Raw genomic sequence first — 17,462 nt, 5'->3', positions numbered from 1 at the left:
TCGTCATGCCAAGGTCCAGCGATCGCCGTCAGAGGCCGCTGGCCGCATGCCACAAGGCGCGCACGATACGGCGCGGCGACCCGGGCAGGCCGGCGGGATCATGCAGCCGCTCCCGTCCCAGCACCGCCAGCACACCGAGCGCCCGCAGGCGGCGTGGCCAGTAGCCCGGCGGCACATGCGACAGCACCGATGCCGCTGCCTCCCGCCGGCCGGCCGCGAGTGGAACCGGCACCGTCGCCAGCGACCAGGATTGCCCCGCCACGGCGACGTCCACCTGCCCCGCCCCACCGAGGAGATCGGCGGCGGTGCCGAACAACGCGGCAGCCCGCTCCCGCGCGTGGCGGACGATCCGGGCACCTTCGTCCTCTGCCGCATCGTCGTCGATCAGCACATCCCATGCGGCGGCCAGCCCGGCCAGCCGCGCGCCTGACACGCCGGCGGCCACCGCCTCACCAAGGGCTGCCAGCAGCGGCTCGGGCGGCGGCGGCGCTTGGTCGAGCCGTTCCAGCGCCTCGCGCCACCATGCCAGCTTTATCGCCGTGATCGGCCGGTTCGGCTCTACGACGATCGCCGCCAGCCGCTCGTCCAGCCGCCACAGCGCGGCCAGCGCGGGCCGGCGGGCGGCTGGCGCATAGGCCAGCGACAGGGAGAGTTCGGGATCGCGCAGAGTATCGTCGGCCATGCCGTGATCTAGGAAGTCGCGATCGCCGGGGCAAACCGCCCGAGGCACGATTAAGCCAACCTTAGCGCTTTTCGGGCATCTCTCCCCGCATCAGGGGCGCGATCGGCGTCTGCGGGGCGGTGCGATGATGCGAGCGGACGAACGGCACGATGGCGGAACGCGACGGGCGCCGATGACGCGGCTGGCCCGCGACACGCGCGGTAACGTGCTGGCGATCACCGGCGCGGCGATGCTGCCGCTGATCGCGCTGCTCGGCTCCGGCGTCGATATGACGCGCGCCTATATGGCGCAGGCGCGCTTGCAGCAGGCGTGCGATTCCGCCGTGCTGGCCGGTCGCCGGGCGATGGTGGGCGGCGTGGTGGACGACACTGTGAAAACGGAGGCGACGAAGTTCTTCAACTTCAACTTCCCGCAGGAATCGTGGGGCACCACCAAGTTCGTGCCGTCCATCACCCAGGGGCCGGACGCGACCGTCGTCATCACCGCCAGCACCACGATCAAGACGACGCTGATGAAGATGTTCGGCTTCAACACGCTGCCGCTGGACGTGACGTGCAACGCCAAGCAGGATTTCGTGAATACCGATATCGTGCTGGTGCTCGACACCACCGGATCGATGAAGGACAAGGCGACCTCCGCCGATACCGACACCAAGATCGTCGCGCTGCGCAAGGCCGTGCTGGCGCTGTACGACGAGCTTGCGTCGGTGCAGACCAAGCTGGAAACGGCGGGGCTGCGGCTGCGCTACGGGGTCGTACCGTTCTCCAGCGGCATCAACGCGGGCGATGCGATCAGGTCGGTCAACCCGAACTATATCGTCAGTGACAGCTACACCTATCGCTCGCGGGTGGCGCGCTACAACAATGTCGAAACGGGCAAAACGATCGCCTATTGCACCGGCAAGGGCGGCGTCACCAGCGCCCCGGTCACCTCGGGCAAGACCACCACCTATACGTGCAGCTACAATTTCGCGGACTGGACGTACCAGCCGATGACCTACGACGTCTCGACCTACGTCACGGGCGCCCTTACGCCGACACCGAACCAGAGCGCGCAGCCGTTGCGACCGACCGATCCCTCGCTCACCTACACCGCGCCGCCTGCGACCATGCCCGGTTCAATCTGGGCGGGCTGCATCGAGGAGCGGCAGACGTCCTCCTCGATCACCGCCTCCTCGGGCTACACGATCCCCGACTCCGCCGAGGATCTCGATATCGCGCTGGTACCGACCAACGACCCGGCGACCAAATGGAAGCCCTATTGGCCCGAGGTCGAGTTCCTCGCCAACGGCGCGGCCTATGATGACTATCAGCAATATTATTACGAACGGACCGGCGATCCGCGCGGTTATACCTCAAGGCCGCAGGTTGCCTGCCCGGTCGCAACCGTCAAGCGGCTGCAGCCGTGGAGCAGGACGGCGCTGTCGACCTATCTCGACCAGCTCAATCCCGATGGCGGCACCTATCATGACAACGGCATGATCTGGGGCGCACGGCTGATCGCACGCACCGGCATCTTTGCCGGGGACAATCCCGAAACCTACGGCAGCATGCCGGTTTCCCGCCAGATCATCTACATGACCGACGGCATCATCGACACCGGCCCCACGCTCTACAGCACCTACGGGCTGGAGAAGTGGGACCAGCGCGTCACCGGCACGTTCACCAGCGAGGACGACCAGCCCGCCCGCCACAACCAGCGCTTCAAGATGATGTGTGCGGCGACCAAGCAGATGGGCGTTTCGATATGGGTGATCGCCTTCGCCTCGGAGCTGACCAGCGCCCTCTCCGAATGTGCGACCAGTGCGGCACAAGCCTCGCTCTCGGCCAATTCGGCCTCGCTCACCGCCAAGTTCGTCGAGATCGGCAAGAACATCGGTGCGCTGAGGCTGACGCAGTGAGGCGTGCGCGTGCTTTGCTGCGGCGGCTGAGGGCGGACGAGCGCGGCGCCTATGTGGTCGAACTCGGCCTCGTCATCCTGCCGCTTACCGTGGTGCTGCTGGCGATGACCGACTTCGGCTACCGGCTGTACCTCGGCTCGGTGGTGGAGGGGGCGCTGCAGCGCACGGCGCGCTACGCGACCATAGGCACGCGTGCCAGCGGCGACGTTGATACCTATCTCACGAAACAGCTCACCGCCTTCGGCAGCAACGTGACGGTGAAAGTCGACAAGAAGAGCTACTCGCAGTTCTCCGGCGTGGGCAAGGACGAGAAGTACATCGATTCCAACGCCAACAGCGTCTACGACATGGGCATCGATTGCTATTACGACGATAACGGCAACGGCGTCTGGGACAGGGCCGCTACTTCGGGCCGTACCGGGCTGGGTGGATCGGATGACCTGATCTACTACACCGTCACGGCCAGGTTTCCGCGCATCGTGCCGCTGACGAAGTTTCTCGGCTTCAGCGCCGAAGAGACGGTTTCATCGAACATGGTGTTCCGCAACCAGCCGTTCGGTTCGCAGTCGTTTCCGGATTGCCGGAAGTGAGCCGCCCCTGCCCGCGTATGCCGTTGCGGCAGGACGCCGCCGGCGTCGCCATGATCGAGTTCGCGCTCGTGCTGCCGGTGCTGATCCTGCTGGCGCTCGGCGGGCTGGAGCTGTGGAATTTCGGCATGGCCAACCTGCGCATCAGCCAGATCGCGATGACCACCGCCGACAATGCCGCGCGGGTGCGCAACCAGATCAGCGAGGCGGACATCAACGAGCTGATGACGGGGGCGAAGTTCATCGGGCGGAACATCAAGTTCGCCGATAACGGCCGCATTATCCTGAGCAGCCTCGAACCTAACAAGCTGACCGATACGAGGAAGGGCTACAAGATCGGCTGGCAGCGTTGCGCCGGCAAGATGACGGTCGTTTCGGCCTATGGCGTAGAAGGCAAGGGTGCGACGGACAACAGCCTGCAATATGGCATGGGGCCGAGCCTCATCAACGCCAACAAGATCAAACCAGCCGACGATACCGCCGTGATGTATGTCGAGGTGAACTACACCTATCAGCCGATCGTCGCGGGGCGGTGGATCAGCGAGACGACGATCCGGGCAGAGCGTGCATTCAACGTGCGCCAGCGCGTCGATCAGGTGATGAAGCCGGGTGGCGTGGCCGATGCCGACATTGCCAAATGCACCAAATATACCGCCTGACGGGATCCGGCAGGCGGGCGATCACGCCCGCCCGCCCGACAAGCCTCAGCGGTAGCAGACCTTCTTCGCCGCCGCGATCACGTCGTCCACCTTCAGCAGCGCCGCCTTTTCCAGATTGGCCGCATAGGGCATCGGCACATCGACATTGGTGACGCGCAGCACCGGCGCGTCGAGGTCGTCGAAGCCCTGCTCCATCACCACCGCCGCGATCTCCGCTGCGATCGAGCAGGTCGGCCAGCCTTCCTCCACCACCACGATGCGGTTGGTCTTGGCGAGGCTCTTCAACACCGTCGCGGTGTCGAGCGGGCGCAGCGTGCGGAGATCGATCACCTCGGCCTCGATGCCCTGCTCGGCAAGCTGGTTCGCCGCATCGAGCGAGACACCGACGCCGATCGAATAGCTGACGAGCGTGACGTCCTTGCCTTCCCGGCAGACGCGCGCCTTGCCGATCGGGAGCACATAGTCGTGCAGCACCGGCACCTCGAAGCTCTGCCCGTAGAGCAGTTCGTTCTCGAGAAACACGACCGGATCCTCGGACCGGATCGCCGCCTTGAGCAGCCCCTTCGCATCGGCCGCGCTGTAGGGCGCGATGACGATCAGGCCGGGAACGCTGGCATACCAGGGCGCATAGTTCTGGCTATGCTGAGCGCCCACGCGCGCTGCGGCGCCGTTCGGCCCGCGGAACACGATCGGGCAGCGCATTTGGCCACCGGACATATAGTTGGTCTTTGCCGCCGAGTTGATGATGTGATCGATCGCCTGCATGGCGAAGTTGAACGTCATGAACTCGATGATCGGCTTCAGCCCGCCCATCGCCGCGCCTGCGCCGACACCGGCAAACCCCATCTCGGTGATCGGCGTATCGATCACGCGGCGCGCGCCGAACTCGTCGAGCAGGCCCTGCGTCACCTTGTACGCGCCCTGATACTCGGCGACTTCCTCGCCCATCACGAACACGCGGTCGTCGGAACGCATTTCCTCCGCCATCGCGTCGCGCAGCGCCTCGCGAACGGTGGTCTTCACGGTCGCGGTGCCCTCCGGCACCTCTGGATCGTCCACCGTTCGCGCGGCCGAGGCGACGAGATCGCGTGCGCCCGTTTCCATCTTGTGCGGGGTGGCGCTTTCGGGGATCGGCGGGGCGTTCTCGTCGGCGGGTTCCTCCTTGGGCGTCGCGTTGGCGGCGTCGCCCGCCCGCTCCTCGTTGGCAGGCGCGTCCTTGGCCGGCGCGGCCTTCTTGGCAGGCGCCGCCTCGGGTGCCCCGGCCTCCTCGTCGTCGCCCGCGATCAGCGCGATCACGGTGCCGACCTTCACGCCCTCGCTGCCGGCCGGCACGACGATCTGGCTGACCGTCCCCTCGTCGACCGCCTCGAATTCCATCGTCGCCTTGTCGGTCTCGATCTCGGCGAGAATGTCGCCGGACTTCACCGTGTCACCCTCCTTCACGAGCCACTTGGAAAGCGTGCCCTCCTCCATGGTCGGCGAAAGCGCGGGCATCTTCAGTTCGACGGCCATCAATATTGCCCCACCAGAACGTCGGTATGGAGATCGGAAAGCTCGGGCTCGGGCGATTCCTCCGCGAAATCAGCCGCTTCGGCAACGATCTTGCGGATCTCCTTGTCGAGCGCCTTCAGTTCATCCTCGCCGACACCGAGCGCATCGAGTTCACGCTTCGCGGCCTCGATCGGGTCGGATTTCTCACGCACGGCCTGCACCTCGTCGCGCGAGCGGTACTTGGCCGGATCGGACATCGAGTGGCCGCGATAGCGATAGGTCTTGAGCTCAAGCAGCACCGGCCCCTTGCCGGCCCGCACCCACTCCACCGCCGTATTCGTGGCGCCGCGCACGGCCAGCACGTCCATGCCGTCCACCTGGATACCCGGCACGCGGAAGCTCTCGCCCCGGCGGAACAGCTGGTCCTCGGAGGAGGAACGGTTCACGCTCGTGCCCATGGCATACTGGTTGTTCTCGATCACGAAGATGATCGGCAGCTTCCACAACTCCGCCATGTTCATCGATTCCGACACCTGGCCCTGGTTGGCCGCGCCATCGCCGAAATAGGCGACGTTGATCCCGCCGTCACCCTTGTACTTGTGGGCGAAGGCCAGCCCGGTGCCCAGCGACACCTGCGCGCCGACGATGCCGTGGCCGCCGTAGAAACCATGCTCGACCGAGAACATGTGCATCGAGCCGCCCTTGCCCCGGCTGATGCCGGCGACGCGGCCGGTCAGCTCGGCCATGATGAGCTTGGGATCGATGCCGTAGGCGAGCATGTGGCCATGATCGCGGTAGCCGGTGATGACGCTGTCCTTGCCCACTTCCAGCGCGGACTGGATACCGACGGCGACCGCCTCCTGCCCGATATAGAGGTGGCAGAAACCGCCGATCAGGCCGAGGCCGTACAGCTGGCCAGCCTTCTCCTCGAAACGGCGGATCAGCAGCATCTGGCGATAGAATTCGAGCAGTTCCTCCTTGCTCGCCACATGCCGCACCGGCTCACCCGGCCGCTCGCGGTTGGCGATCACCGGAGGCGCCGCCTCGCCCGCATTGACGGACGTTTTAGCGTCCTGCGGCTGTGCTGCTCGTGCCAAGCGTCCATCCCCTATCCGGATTTGATCGGTTCGATCGGTCGCTCCCTGTATAGGAGCGCGTGCCACGGCGGGCAACGCCAGCCGTCAGTGTTCGACCACCATATATTCGTTGCGATCGATCATGTCGGTGTTCCGGCGAACCAGCTCGTCGGCGAAATCGGGGTCGCCGCGCTCGATCAGGCGTTTCTGGTTCTGCAGACGCGCCCGCTCCGCCTCGTAGCGCGCCAGCGCCACGGTCCGCTCGGACAGCTGCTTGCGGTAACCGTCGAGCGACAGCAGCCCGTTCGACCCCAGCAGCGCGAAGCCGGCGAACACGACGACGACGAGCACCGCCACCGCCGGCCCGGCGGCCGACACGATCAGCGAGCGGGCGGACCGGCGACTTTTCATGCCGCCAGTCTGCGCCCGCCGCGCCGCCCCGCGCAAGCCCCCGCGCGCGCCCTTGTCGTCAGGCGCGGCCACGGAAGATTTCGCGGCCGGCATAATGCGCCATCGCCCCCAGCTCTTCCTCGATGCGGATCAGCTGGTTGTACTTGGCGAGCCGGTCCGACCGGGCAAGGCTGCCCGTCTTGATCTGGCCGCAGTTGGTGGCGACGGCGAGGTCAGCGATCGTCGCATCCTCGGTCTCGCCCGAACGGTGCGACATCACGGCGGTGTAGCCGGCGCGCTGGGCCAGCGTCACCGCCTCCAGCGTCTCGGTCAGCGTGCCGATCTGGTTCACCTTCACCAGCAGCGAGTTGGCGAGGCCGCCGGCAATCCCCTCGGCCAGCCGCTGCGGGTTGGTGACGAACAGGTCGTCGCCCACCAGCTGCACCTTCTTGCCGATCTTCTCGGTCAGGATCTTCCAGCCGGCGAAATCATCCTCGCCCATGCCGTCCTCGATCGAGCGGATCGGGTAGCGGCGGGTCAGGTCGGCAAGATATTCCGCCATTTCCTCGGGCGAACGCTTTTTGCCCTCGCCCTTGAAGTCGTACTTGCCCTTGCGGAAGAACTCGGTCGCGGCGCAATCCAGCGCCAGCACCACGTCGTCGCCGGGGGTATAGCCCGCCTTCTCGATCGCCTTCATGATGAGGTCCAGCGCATCGGGTGCGCTGGCAATGTTCGGCGCGAAGCCGCCCTCGTCGCCCACCGAGGTGTTCAGCCCCTTGTCGGCCAGCGCCTTCTTCAGCGTGTGGAAGATCTCCGCGCCGCAACGCACCGCTTCGGACAGGGTCGGCGCACCGACCGGCATGATCATGAATTCCTGAAAGTCGATCGGGTTATCGGCGTGCATGCCGCCGTTGATGATGTTCATCATCGGCACCGGCAGCACGTTGGCCGAAACGCCGCCGACATAGCGATAGAGCGGCAGCCCGCGCGCATCCGCCGCCGCCTTGGCGACCGCCAGGCTGACGCCCAGGATTGCGTTGGCGCCGAGGCGGCCCTTGTTCGGCGTGCCGTCCAGTTCGATCATCACGGCGTCGATCGCGTTCTGGTCCTCGGCGTCGAGGCCGGTCAGTTCCTCGCCGATCTCGCCGTTCACCGCGTCGACCGCCTTGGTGACACCCTTGCCGCCCCAGCGTGCCTTGTCCCCGTCGCGACGCTCCACCGCCTCATGCGCGCCGGTCGAGGCGCCCGAGGGCACGGCGGCGCGGCCGAAGCTGCCGTCTTCGAGCGTGACATCCACCTCGACGGTGGGATTGCCCCGGCTGTCGATGATCTGGCGGGCGTGGATGTCGAGGATCGCGGTCATGGGCGGGCGGCCTTTCTGGATGGGCGGCTGATGCGCGGCGATCTAGCGGCCCGGATCGCGATAGGCAAATGCCGGCCACGGGCAGGTGAAGATTATCACGGGGATGGAACAGTGTCGGGGGGCGTAGGTTTGTGACGTGAATACCGATCAATACGGAGACCCAGTCATGGCAATTTCGCAGTCCAATCTTCCCGAGGGGACCGACTCGATCGTCTCCGACGGGACGAACGGTGATTTCGCCGGCAGCACCGGCACAGGCTTCACCAGCGCCACCGCCAGCCGGACTTCGGACGCTGCCTCCGCCGCCGCCAGCAAGCTGGGCGATGCCGCCGCCAAGGTCGGCGACGCGACCGCCAGCCTGCGGGCGCAGGCGACCGACAAGGCATTCGGTTATGCCGCACAGGGCAAGGAACGTGCCGTCGGCGTGCTCGACAACGTGACCAAGCTGGTGGACGACGCCGCTGGCCAGATCGATGAAAAGGCCGGAGAGCAGTACGGTGCGTATGCCCGACAGGCTTCACAGGCCGTCGCCGGCCTTGCCGACACGTTGCGTGACAAGGACGTCGAGGAATTGTTCGACGATGCTCGCGACCTGGTTCGCAAGAGCCCGGCGATCGCCATCGGTGCCGCTGCGGCGATCGGCTTCGTGGTCGCCCGCCTCCTGAAGGTCGGCCTTGCCGAGGGCACCGCACAGACCTCAGACCGGGCGCAGAATGCGCCCGTGCATCCCCGCACCACCCCGTCTACCGCCACGACCGTGCCGGTCGATACCGCGTTCTGAGTTGTACGAGGCGGTGAACGAGCAACGGGACACGGAGTCGGTCGGTACTCTTGCCAGGCGCTTGGTGGCGGATGGCAAGACCTACGTCAGTGCCGAGATCGACGTCTATCGTCAGAAGGCACTTTCGTGGGTGCCGCCGGTGCGGACTGCGGCGATTTTGGGGATCGCCGCTCTGTTCATCGCGCAGGCGGCGATCACCACGCTGCTGGTGTTCTTGGGCTTCTGGCTTGCTTTGTGGCTCGGGCCACTGGGTGGCGGCGTTGCGGCAGCGGCGATCGGTCTGATCGTCGCGGGCCTTCTCGCATATCTTGCGGTCCGCCAGTTCAGCGCGGGAGGTCGATAGATGGTCGGTAGTCGTACCGAGATCGCTCGTGCCGAGGCCCAAGCGGTGCTCGCGCGGGAGCAGATGCAGGACACCCTGGCGCGGCTACGCTCGCGGCTCGATCCCCGGGTGCGGGCGAGGGAGACATGGGACGATACCCGCGACAAGGGCACGGCCCTTCGCGAGAAAGGCGCAGCCCTTGCGGATGACGCGGTGGAATTCGCCTATGAGCGCCCACGCATGATCGCGGGGGTAGCAGGGGTCGGATTGCTGCTGCTCGTCCGCAAGCCGGTGACCCTTCTTGCCGAACGCCTGTTCCGTTCCCGCCGCCGCCCCAAGTGGGATATGCCGGATACCGATGTTCGACGGATCAACCCGGCAGGCGCCACCGCCGCCGGCCAAAAAGGAGAATGACCATGACCGTCAAGGATACCGCCGAGCGCGCTGGCGCCTATACCAGCGACAAGCTGCACGCCGTGGGCGACAAGCTTCATGATGCAGGCGCGAAGGTGAGCGATGCTGCCAGTGCCGCTGCCGCAAGCGCGAGCGAGACGCTGAGCGCCGCACGCGAAAAGGTTGCCGGTGCGTATGAGGTAGCCGCCGACAAGACCGGGGTAGCCCTCGAGACAGCGCGCGAGCGTACCGCCGCAGCGGCGGAGGCCGCCCGTGAGAAGGCGAATGCGGCCTATGCCTCGGCGCGTCAGACAGCCTCCAGCGCCCGCCACCGGACGTCTGACGGGATCGACGAGAGCCCGATCGCTGCCGTGATCGGCGGCATCGCGATCGGCGTCCTGATCGGGGCGCTGCTGCCACGCAGCCAGCGCGAGACCGAAGCGCTCGGCCCGATCGGTGACAAGCTCGCCGGTATCGCGAAGGGTGCGATCAGCGCCGCCCGCGAAGCTGGACAGGGCACGCTGGACGAGATGGGCATCAACAAGGATGGCGCCCGTCAGCAGGTCGACAAGCTGCTGGACACCGCCAGCAAGGCCGCTTCCTCTGCGGGCACTGCGGCCGCCGAGGCGATCCGCCAGCCGCAGTCCTAGTCATGGTCACGGGCGGTGAAGCGACGGTCCGGCAGTGTGGAAATCGCACTGCCGGCATCGCATTGCCAGCCACTGGAGATAGTTGAATGATTTCGTTCGTTACCCTCGCGCGCTCCGCGCTTCTGCCCGCGCTGCTGGCGACCGCTTCGCTGACCGCCCCCGCTTTCGTCGCTCCCGCCGCTGCTGCGGTGAACACGCAGGAGCCCGGCGCGTTCGTGGATACACTGGCAGACGAGGGCTTCGCGGTTCTCCGTACCGGCAGCCGTGCGGCAGCCCGCTCGCAATTCCAGTCTCTGCTAACCCAGCATTTCGCGGTGGATCAGATTGGGGATCGGCTCATCCGTCGCTGGCGCCCGAAGATCACACCTGCACAGTATGCATCGTACAAGGCGGCGTTTCCGAACTTCATCATCGGCACCTACGCCGATCGCCTGTTCGACTACGCACGGGCCGATCTCAAGCTGGTGCGTACTGTCCCGCAAGGCACGAGCGCGGCGGTGATGACGCAGGTGACGAAGCCCGGCTCATCGCCGATAAACGCGGTATGGACGGTCGATCGCGTCGGTGGTGGCTACAAGGTCACGAACCTTACCGTCGCCGGGATCAACCTCGCCGTGACGCAGGCTGCGGACTTTGACGCCTACATCCAGCGCAACGGCTTCGACAAACTCGTCGCGTTCATGAAGTCTCGGGGATAAGCCGTTGAGCAAGCTCCATCTCGTCTTCGGTGGCCGCGTGGATGATCCACGCGGCCTTGACTTTTCCAACCTCGAAGCACTCGATGTCGTGGGCTTCTACGAGGATTATGCGAGTGCTGAAAAGGCATGGCGCTCGGCGGCGCAGCGCTCGGTCGACGATGCCGAGATGAAGTATGTCGTCGTGCACCTGCATCGGCTGCTCGAGCCCGACAAGACGTAACCGGATCGGGTCAGGCGTGCCGGTAGCGCCAACGCAGCAGAGGTTTCGCCAGCACAAGACCGGCGATAAAGCCACCGATGTGGGCCGCGACGGCGATCGCGGCCCCTGCCTGTGTGGTGGCGAAGCCCACGAGTAACTGGAAGCCGATCCACGCCGCCGCCAGCCAGAGCACGTGCAGCGCCTTGCCAAACCGATGATCCGCCAGGCGACCGCGCCTCTCACCGAACAGCAGCGCATAGGCGCCGAATAACGCCGAGATGGCCCCGCTGGCGCCGATCATCGGCGCGAGGCTGCCCGGATCGACTGCGAACTGCGCCGCGGCCGCCACGTACGCACCGACGAGGTAGAGCGCCACCAACCCCCTCGCCCCCAGCACCACCTCGACGAAGCGTCCGCAAAAGCCGAGCATCAGCAGGTTGAAGACAAGGTGCAGCAGCCCGCCGTGAACCAGTGTCGCGGAGAGCGGCGTGAGCCAGACCGGAACGGCCTGGGCGATGGGTATGCCGTAACTCGCCGAAGTCATTGCATCGCCACCCGGCGCGAGTCGCTCGGGGATGAAGCCTGCCAGCACAGCGGCCATCTCGGTCGCGCCGGTAAGGGCCACGCCGGCCCATGCGACCGCCGTCAGCGCACCAATAACGAAAGTCGCGCGGGACGGCGGCAGTCGCATCGATCAGATGAATTCAATCTTGGACACCACATAATAACGATCGCCCGACGGCACCGTCACCTCGACCTCGTCATCGACGTGGCGACCGATCAACGCCTTGCCGAGCGGCGAGTTGTACGAAATGCGGCCGGACTTCGCGTCCGCCTCGGTCTGGCCGACGATCTGGTATTTTACCGGCTTCTCGTCCTCATCGATCATGTGCACGGTCGCGCCGAACACGACCCGGTCGCCCGAAAGCGTCGTCGGGTCAATGATCTGCGCCCGGCTCAGGCGATCCTCGAGATCGCCGATCATCGCCTCGATCTGGCCCTGCCGCTCCTTTGCGGCGTGATATTCGGCATTCTCGGACAAATCGCCGTGGGCGCGCGCTTCCTCGATAGCATCGATGATCTGCGGCCGCTCCACCTTGAGAGCCGCGAGCTGCTCGGTGAGCATGCGGTGGCCCACCTCCAGCATCGGCATCTTGTCCATCGGCGAAAACCCCTTCGATAATAATCACCCCAAGCGGCCCCGTTTTCAGGACCGCCCGCACCACAAGACTGGCAGGATCAGGCGCGCGAACGAGAATAATATGATTGCAGGGGCCGTACTTCAAGGTCTCGCGATGCCAATGCGGTGATCGCGCGCGCTGCCGCCACACTCGCCGCAGCCGTCGTGAAATAGGGCACCCGCCCCGCCAGCGCCGACGCCCGGATCGACTGCGAGTCCTGCAACGACTGCCAGCCCTCCGTGGTGTTGAAGATCAGGGCGATCCCGCCGTCCTTGATCCGGTCGACGATATGGGGTCGGCCCTGCTGCACCTTGTTCACCGTTTCCACCGCCAGACCCTCACCGCGCAGGAAGTCGGCGGTGCCCGCGGTCGCGACGATCGAGAAACCCCGCTCGATCAGTTCGCGCACGGCCTCGGCGATCAGCGCCTTGTCACCCGGCTTCACCGAGACGAAGGCCGTGCCGCCGGTCGGCAGCACGGTGCCGCCACCGATCTGGGCCTTGGCGAAAGCGGTGGCGAAGTCGCTATCGATCCCCATCACTTCGCCGGTGGACTTCATCTCCGGCGAAAGCACCGGATCGACCCCGGGGAACCGCGCCCACGGAAACACCGCCTCCTTCACCGCGACGTGATCGATCGCGCGGTCGATCTTCGGCAGGTCGGCCAGCATCTCGCCCGCCATCACGCGCGCGGCGATCTTAGCGATCGGGACGCCGATGGCCTTGGCGACGAACGGCACGGTACGGCTGGCGCGCGGGTTCACCTCGATCAGGAACACCTCATCGCCCTTCACGGCGAACTGGATGTTCATCAGACCTTTCACCGACAGCGCATGCGCCAACTCGGCGGTCTGCCGCTCGATCTCGGCGATGATCGCGTCTGACAGGCTGTAGGGCGGCAGCGAGCAGGCGCTGTCGCCCGAATGGACCCCGGCCTCCTCGATATGCTGCATCACGCCGGTCACGACGACATCGGTGCCGTCGCAGATCGCATCGACATCCACCTCGATCGCGTCGCGCAGATACTGATCGATCAGAACGGGTGAATCGCCAGACACTTGCACGGCGGTCTGAATGTAGTTTTCGAGCTGCGCCGGTCCGTCGACGATCTCCATCGCGCGTCCGCCCAGCACATAGCTCGGCCGCATCAGCACCGGATAGCCGATCCGCTCGGCGACGTTCAGTGCCTCCTCCCGGCTGCGGGCAATCCCGTTGGCCGGCTGCAACAGCCGCAGGCTGGAGACGAGTGCTGCGAACCGCTCGCGGTCCTCGGCCAGATCGATCGCATCGGGGCTGGTGCCGAGGATCGGGATGCCGGCATCGGCCAGCTCCTGCGCCAGCTTCAGCGGGGTCTGCCCGCCGAACTGGACGATGACGCCCTTCAGCGTGCCGTTGCGCTGTTCGACGTGCAGGATCTCCAGCACGTCCTCCACGGTCAACGGCTCGAAATAGAGCCGGTCCGAGGTGTCGTAGTCGGTCGAAACCGTCTCCGGGTTGCAGTTGACCATGATCGTCTCATAGCCCGCATCCGCCAGCGCGAAGCAGGCATGGCAGCAGCAGTAATCGAACTCGATCCCCTGCCCGATCCGGTTCGGCCCGCCGCCCAGGATCACGATCTTCTCACGGTCGGTGGGCTGGCTCTCGCACTCCGGCTCGCCGAAGAAGGGCGCCTCGTAGGTGGAGTACATGTACGGGGTCTTGGCCTCGAACTCGGCGGCGCAGGTGTCGATGCGCTTGAACACCGGGCGCACGCCCAGCTTGTGGCGCAGCGCGCGCACCTCCGCCTCGGTGACACCGCCGGTCATCGCCACGAGCGTGTCGTGGATCAGGCCGGAGCCGCGCGCCTGCGCCCGGTCCATACCCCGCAGGCCGGCGGATTGCAGCGCGAGGAAGGCGAGGCGCTTGTCCGAGAAACCCATCGCCTTGAGCCGGCGCATCCCCGCCGCGTCCTGCGGTAGCCCGTCGGTGGCGACTTCGGTCTCGGCGCGAACGATCTCCTGCAACCGTTCGAGAAACCACGGATCGAACTTGGCGATGCGATGGATCTCGTCGATGGTGAAGCCCTCGCGCAGCGCCTGCGCGGCCACCAGCAGCCGATCCGGCGTGGGACGGGCAAGCGCCCCCTCGATCGAGGCACGCGGCGCGCCGGCCAGCTCGTCGACGATGTTGAGGCCGACCAGCCCCGTCTCCAGCCCGCGCAGCGCCTTTTGCAGCGACTCAGAGAAGTTGCGGCCGATCGCCATCACCTCGCCGACGCTCTTCATCGCGGTCGAGAGCGTGTTCTCGGCGCCCTTGAACTTCTCGAAGGCGAAGCGCGGGATCTTGGTGACGACGTAGTCGATCGTCGGCTCGAACGAAGCCGGGGTGGCGCCGGTGATGTCGTTGTCGATCTCGTCCAGCGTATAACCCACCGCCAGCTTGGCCGCGACCTTGGCGATCGGGAAGCCGGTGGCCTTGGAGGCGAGCGCCGACGAGCGCGACACCCGCGGGTTCATCTCGATCACGACCAGCCGGCCATCCTTCGGATTCACCGCGAACTGTACGTTGGAACCGCCTGTTTCCACACCGATTTCACGCAGCACCGCGATGCTCGCGTTGCGCATGATCTGATATTCCTTGTCGGTCAGCGTGAGCGCCGGCGCGACGGTGATCGAGTCCCCGGTATGGATGCCCATCGGATCGACGTTCTCGATCGAACAGATGATGATGCAGTTGTCGGCGCGATCGCGCACGACCTCCATCTCATACTCCTTCCAGCCGAGCAGCGATTCCTCGATCAGCACCTCGGTGGTCGGGCTGGCATCGAGCCCCTTGGTGACGATGCCGATGAACTCCTCGCGGTTGTACGCGATGCCGCCGCCGGTGCCGCCCATCGTAAAGCTGGGGCGGATGATCGCCGGCAGCCCGGTGATGGCGAGGCCGGCGAGCGCCTCGTCCATCGTATGCGCGATCGTGGAGCGCGCGCTTTCCAGCCCGATGCGGTCCATCGCGTCGCGGAATTTCAGCCGGTCCTCGGCCTTGTCGATCGCCTCGGCATCCGCGCCGATCATCTGCACGCCGTACTTCGCCAGCGTACCGTCGTTGAACAGCGCCAGCGCGGTGTTGAGCGCGGTCTGCCCGCCCATCGTGGGGAGCACCGCGTCGGGCCGCTCCTTCTCGATGATCTTGGCGACGATCTCGGGGGTGATCGGCTCAACGTAAGTGGCGTCGGCCATGTCCGGATCGGTCATGATCGTGGCGGGGTTCGAATTGACGAGGATGATGCGATAGCCCTCCTCGCGCAGCGCCTTGCACGCCTGCGTGCCCGAATAATCGAACTCGCACGCCTGCCCGATGACGATCGGGCCGGCACCGATGATGAGGATGGACGAGATGTCGGTGCGTTTGGGCATGTCAGACGATACCTGTTAGCCCTCTCCCTTAAGGGAGAGGGTTGGGTGAGGGTGTACGGCGCGAATGGAAAAGAGGCTTACCCCAGTCGCGCGAAAATTGCGCGCGTCGGCGACCGATGCCGAGCGGTTGATGTGGTCCCGGCTCCGCGCGCGCCAGCTTGAGGATGCCAAATTCGTCCGACAATTTCCGATCGGTCCGCATGTGGCAGACTTCGTCTGCCGTTCGGCGCGATTGGTGATCGAACTCGATGGTGGCCAGCATGCCGATAATGACGCCGATCTCGAACGAACGCGAGTGATCGAAACCTTCGGCTACACGGTCGCGCGCTTCTGGAACAATGACGTGATGGCAAACATCGACGGGGTACTGGAGGCGATACGCCGGGAAGTTCTCATTGCCCGCAACGCGCTCTGAACCGCGCGTCCCCTCACCCCAACCCTCTCCCCGTCGGGGAGAGGGAGTCACGCGGCGCCTCGCAACTCGTCCACGAACCGCTCGAACAGATAATGGCTGTCCTGCGGCCCAGGGCTGGCCTCGGGGTGGTACTGCACCGAGAACGCCTTGGCATCCGTCAGCTCCAGCCCCGCCAGCGAGCCGTCGAACAGCGAGACGTGGGTGGCGCGGGCGTTGGCCGGCAGCGAGTCAGCATCCACCGCGAAGCCGTGGTTCATGCTGGTGATCTCGACGCGGCCGTCCTCGGTGCGCTTCACCGGATGGTTCGCGCCGCGATGGCCTTGGTGCATCTTGGAGGTCGTCGCCCCCACCGCCAGCCCGAGCAACTGGTGGCCCAGGCAGATGCCGAACAGCGGCTTGCCCACCTTCAGCAACTCGCGGATCACCGGCACGGCGTAGGCGCCGGTCGCGGCGGGATCGCCGGGGCCGTTGGAGAGGAACACGCCGTCGGGGCCATGCGCCATCACCTCGTCGAAGGTGGCGGTGGCGGGCACCACCGTCACCCGCGCGCCGGCGGCGACGAGGTTGCGAAGGATGTTGCGCTTGAGGCCGTAATCGATCGCCACCACGTGCGGGCCATCGGGGTTGGCGCTGTGGGCGGCATAGCCCTCGCCCAGCGTCCACAACCCGTCGTCCCACTTGTAGCTCTGGGTGGCAGACACCTCTTTCGCGAGGTCCATCCCCTCCAGCCCCGGCCAGCCGCGCGCCTGTGCGATCAGCGCCTCGACATCGAACCGGCCGGCCGCGTCATGCGCGATCACGCCGTTGGGCGCGCCCTGGATGCGGATCGCGCGGGTGAGTGCGCGGGTATCCACGCCCGCCAGGCCGATGCGGCCGTTTTGCTTGAGCCACGCATCGAACCCCTGCGTGCTGCGGAAATTCGACGGATCGGTCACGTCCTCGCGCACGATCAGCCCCAGCGCGTGCGGGTTGATCGCCTCGATGTCCTCGGGGTTGGCGCCCACGTTGCCGATGTGGGGGAAGGTGAAGGCGATGATCTGCGCGGCATAGGAGGGATCGGTCATCACCTCCTGATAGCCGGTCATCGCGGTGTTGAAGCACACCTCGCCGACGGCGGCACCCTCCGCGCCGAAGCCACGCCCCCAGATCAGCGAGCCGTCGGCCAGCGCCAATACGCCCGTCGCACCTTCAGGGACGCGCGTGGAAACTGGCTCGGCCACAAGGGCTCTCCTCATCAGGTCGTCGGGCGGGTAAACGGCGGGGTTGGTAGGGGCGGCGTCGGGG

19 protein-coding genes are annotated in these 17,462 nt (G+C 66.1%); 10 read left to right on the top strand and 9 right to left on the bottom strand.

What is annotated here, in order from left to right; all coding sequences use genetic code 11:
* Nucleotides 1-28: 28 nt before the first annotated feature.
* On the bottom strand, nucleotides 29-682 hold the full coding sequence (locus FOY91_RS16570) for a hypothetical protein (RefSeq protein WP_145154361.1): 654 nt from the start codon (nucleotides 680-682) through the stop codon (nucleotides 29-31).
* Between the two features lie 172 nt (nucleotides 683-854).
* On the opposite strand from FOY91_RS16570, the gene FOY91_RS16565 reads away from it, so the two are divergent.
* Genes FOY91_RS16565 through FOY91_RS16555 form a run of 3 tightly spaced genes read left to right on the top strand, consistent with a single transcriptional unit; the run spans nucleotide 855 to nucleotide 3,828 of the window.
* Nucleotides 855-2,582, top strand: a complete 1,728-nt coding sequence (locus FOY91_RS16565) for a pilus assembly protein (protein WP_238995758.1) — start codon at nucleotides 855-857, stop codon at nucleotides 2,580-2,582.
* Complete coding sequence (locus tag FOY91_RS16560) at nucleotides 2,579-3,172, top strand: TadE/TadG family type IV pilus assembly protein (protein WP_238995757.1); 594 nt, start codon at nucleotides 2,579-2,581, stop codon at nucleotides 3,170-3,172. The genes FOY91_RS16565 and FOY91_RS16560 overlap by 4 nt, the downstream gene beginning before the upstream one ends.
* Nucleotides 3,169-3,828, top strand: a complete 660-nt coding sequence (locus FOY91_RS16555; RefSeq protein ID WP_238995756.1) for a TadE/TadG family type IV pilus assembly protein — start codon at nucleotides 3,169-3,171, stop codon at nucleotides 3,826-3,828. The genes FOY91_RS16560 and FOY91_RS16555 overlap by 4 nt, the downstream gene beginning before the upstream one ends.
* A gap of 45 nt (nucleotides 3,829-3,873) precedes the next feature.
* Here the strand turns inward: FOY91_RS16555 and FOY91_RS16550 are convergent, their stop codons facing one another.
* The 4 genes from FOY91_RS16550 to eno form a co-directional block, all read right to left on the bottom strand.
* Nucleotides 3,874-5,340 carry a pyruvate dehydrogenase complex E1 component subunit beta gene (locus FOY91_RS16550; protein WP_145154358.1) on the bottom strand — a complete coding sequence of 489 codons (1,467 nt, stop codon included), beginning with the start codon at nucleotides 5,338-5,340 and terminating at the stop codon, nucleotides 3,874-3,876.
* Nucleotides 5,340-6,350 carry a pyruvate dehydrogenase (acetyl-transferring) E1 component subunit alpha gene (pdhA, locus tag FOY91_RS16545; RefSeq protein WP_420822888.1) on the bottom strand — a complete coding sequence of 337 codons (1,011 nt, stop codon included), beginning with the start codon at nucleotides 6,348-6,350 and terminating at the stop codon, nucleotides 5,340-5,342. The genes FOY91_RS16550 and pdhA overlap by 1 nt, the downstream gene beginning before the upstream one ends.
* Before the next feature lie 150 nt (nucleotides 6,351-6,500).
* A complete protein-coding gene (locus FOY91_RS16540; protein ID WP_238995755.1) occupies nucleotides 6,501-6,878 on the bottom strand; it encodes a septum formation initiator in 378 nt (125 codons plus the stop codon).
* Nucleotides 6,865-8,148, bottom strand: a complete 1,284-nt coding sequence (gene eno, locus FOY91_RS16535) for a phosphopyruvate hydratase (RefSeq protein ID WP_145154354.1) — start codon at nucleotides 8,146-8,148, stop codon at nucleotides 6,865-6,867. Before eno ends, FOY91_RS16540 begins: the two co-directional genes overlap by 14 nt.
* Nucleotides 8,149-8,314: 166 nt before the next feature.
* On the opposite strand from eno, the gene FOY91_RS16530 reads away from it, so the two are divergent.
* From FOY91_RS16530 to FOY91_RS16505, 6 genes are all read left to right on the top strand, one after another.
* A complete protein-coding gene (locus FOY91_RS16530; RefSeq protein WP_203234605.1) occupies nucleotides 8,315-8,929 on the top strand; it encodes a hypothetical protein in 615 nt (204 codons plus the stop codon).
* A gap of 64 nt (nucleotides 8,930-8,993) precedes the next feature.
* Nucleotides 8,994-9,272 (top strand): hypothetical protein, encoded by a 279-nt coding sequence (locus tag FOY91_RS16525; protein ID WP_162527257.1) that lies wholly within the window; start codon nucleotides 8,994-8,996, stop codon nucleotides 9,270-9,272.
* Between the two features lie 45 nt (nucleotides 9,273-9,317).
* Complete coding sequence (locus FOY91_RS16520; RefSeq protein WP_145154350.1) at nucleotides 9,318-9,665, top strand: DUF3618 domain-containing protein; 348 nt, start codon at nucleotides 9,318-9,320, stop codon at nucleotides 9,663-9,665.
* A gap of 2 nt (nucleotides 9,666-9,667) precedes the next feature.
* Nucleotides 9,668-10,294, top strand: coding sequence for a hypothetical protein (locus FOY91_RS16515; protein ID WP_238995754.1), 627 nt, complete (start codon nucleotides 9,668-9,670; stop codon nucleotides 10,292-10,294).
* An 86-nt stretch (nucleotides 10,295-10,380) separates the two neighbouring features.
* Nucleotides 10,381-10,992 carry an MlaC/ttg2D family ABC transporter substrate-binding protein gene (locus FOY91_RS16510; protein ID WP_145154349.1) on the top strand — a complete coding sequence of 204 codons (612 nt, stop codon included), beginning with the start codon at nucleotides 10,381-10,383 and terminating at the stop codon, nucleotides 10,990-10,992.
* Between the two features lie 4 nt (nucleotides 10,993-10,996).
* A complete protein-coding gene (locus FOY91_RS16505; RefSeq protein WP_145154348.1) occupies nucleotides 10,997-11,212 on the top strand; it encodes a DUF4170 domain-containing protein in 216 nt (71 codons plus the stop codon).
* A 10-nt stretch (nucleotides 11,213-11,222) separates the two neighbouring features.
* Here the strand turns inward: FOY91_RS16505 and FOY91_RS16500 are convergent, their stop codons facing one another.
* The 3 genes from FOY91_RS16500 to carB form a co-directional block, all read right to left on the bottom strand.
* Nucleotides 11,223-11,882 carry a rhomboid family intramembrane serine protease gene (locus FOY91_RS16500; protein ID WP_145154347.1) on the bottom strand — a complete coding sequence of 220 codons (660 nt, stop codon included), beginning with the start codon at nucleotides 11,880-11,882 and terminating at the stop codon, nucleotides 11,223-11,225.
* A 3-nt stretch (nucleotides 11,883-11,885) separates the two neighbouring features.
* Nucleotides 11,886-12,353, bottom strand: a complete 468-nt coding sequence (greA, locus tag FOY91_RS16495; protein WP_145154346.1) for a transcription elongation factor GreA — start codon at nucleotides 12,351-12,353, stop codon at nucleotides 11,886-11,888.
* 77 nt (nucleotides 12,354-12,430) lie between these two features.
* Nucleotides 12,431-15,763, bottom strand: a complete 3,333-nt coding sequence (carB, locus tag FOY91_RS16490; RefSeq protein ID WP_145154345.1) for a carbamoyl-phosphate synthase large subunit — start codon at nucleotides 15,761-15,763, stop codon at nucleotides 12,431-12,433.
* Between the two features lie 64 nt (nucleotides 15,764-15,827).
* Between carB and FOY91_RS16485 the strand changes: the two genes are divergently transcribed.
* Nucleotides 15,828-16,178 (top strand): endonuclease domain-containing protein, encoded by a 351-nt coding sequence (locus FOY91_RS16485; RefSeq protein ID WP_145154344.1) that lies wholly within the window; start codon nucleotides 15,828-15,830, stop codon nucleotides 16,176-16,178.
* Nucleotides 16,179-16,225: 47 nt separating this feature from the next.
* Here the strand turns inward: FOY91_RS16485 and carA are convergent, their stop codons facing one another.
* Complete coding sequence (carA, locus tag FOY91_RS16480) at nucleotides 16,226-17,413, bottom strand: glutamine-hydrolyzing carbamoyl-phosphate synthase small subunit (RefSeq protein ID WP_145154342.1); 1,188 nt, start codon at nucleotides 17,411-17,413, stop codon at nucleotides 16,226-16,228.
* Nucleotides 17,414-17,462 lie beyond the last annotated feature (49 nt).

The sequence above is a fragment of the Alterirhizorhabdus solaris genome, from assembly GCF_007785815.1.
Taxonomy (GTDB): domain Bacteria; phylum Pseudomonadota; class Alphaproteobacteria; order Sphingomonadales; family Sphingomonadaceae; genus Alterirhizorhabdus; species Alterirhizorhabdus solaris.
The sequence above is the reverse complement of the archived record's forward strand: the minus strand, read 5'-3'. Positions and strand labels throughout refer to the sequence as shown.

Coding starts and splice junctions, on each gene's coding strand:
- carA (WP_145154342.1), bottom strand. CDS start 17,413: ATGAGGAGAGCCCTTGTGGCCGAGCCAGTTTCCACGCGCGTCCCTGAA.
- FOY91_RS16510 (WP_145154349.1), top strand. CDS start 10,381: ATGATTTCGTTCGTTACCCTCGCGCGCTCCGCGCTTCTGCCCGCGCTG.
- FOY91_RS16570 (WP_145154361.1), bottom strand. CDS start 682: ATGGCCGACGATACTCTGCGCGATCCCGAACTCTCCCTGTCGCTGGCC.
- FOY91_RS16565 (WP_238995758.1), top strand. CDS start 855: ATGACGCGGCTGGCCCGCGACACGCGCGGTAACGTGCTGGCGATCACC.
- FOY91_RS16485 (WP_145154344.1), top strand. CDS start 15,828: ATGGAAAAGAGGCTTACCCCAGTCGCGCGAAAATTGCGCGCGTCGGCG.
- FOY91_RS16500 (WP_145154347.1), bottom strand. CDS start 11,882: ATGCGACTGCCGCCGTCCCGCGCGACTTTCGTTATTGGTGCGCTGACG.
- eno (WP_145154354.1), bottom strand. CDS start 8,148: ATGACCGCGATCCTCGACATCCACGCCCGCCAGATCATCGACAGCCGG.
- greA (WP_145154346.1), bottom strand. CDS start 12,353: ATGGACAAGATGCCGATGCTGGAGGTGGGCCACCGCATGCTCACCGAG.
- FOY91_RS16550 (WP_145154358.1), bottom strand. CDS start 5,340: ATGGCCGTCGAACTGAAGATGCCCGCGCTTTCGCCGACCATGGAGGAG.
- carB (WP_145154345.1), bottom strand. CDS start 15,763: ATGCCCAAACGCACCGACATCTCGTCCATCCTCATCATCGGTGCCGGC.
- FOY91_RS16530 (WP_203234605.1), top strand. CDS start 8,315: ATGGCAATTTCGCAGTCCAATCTTCCCGAGGGGACCGACTCGATCGTC.
- FOY91_RS16515 (WP_238995754.1), top strand. CDS start 9,668: ATGACCGTCAAGGATACCGCCGAGCGCGCTGGCGCCTATACCAGCGAC.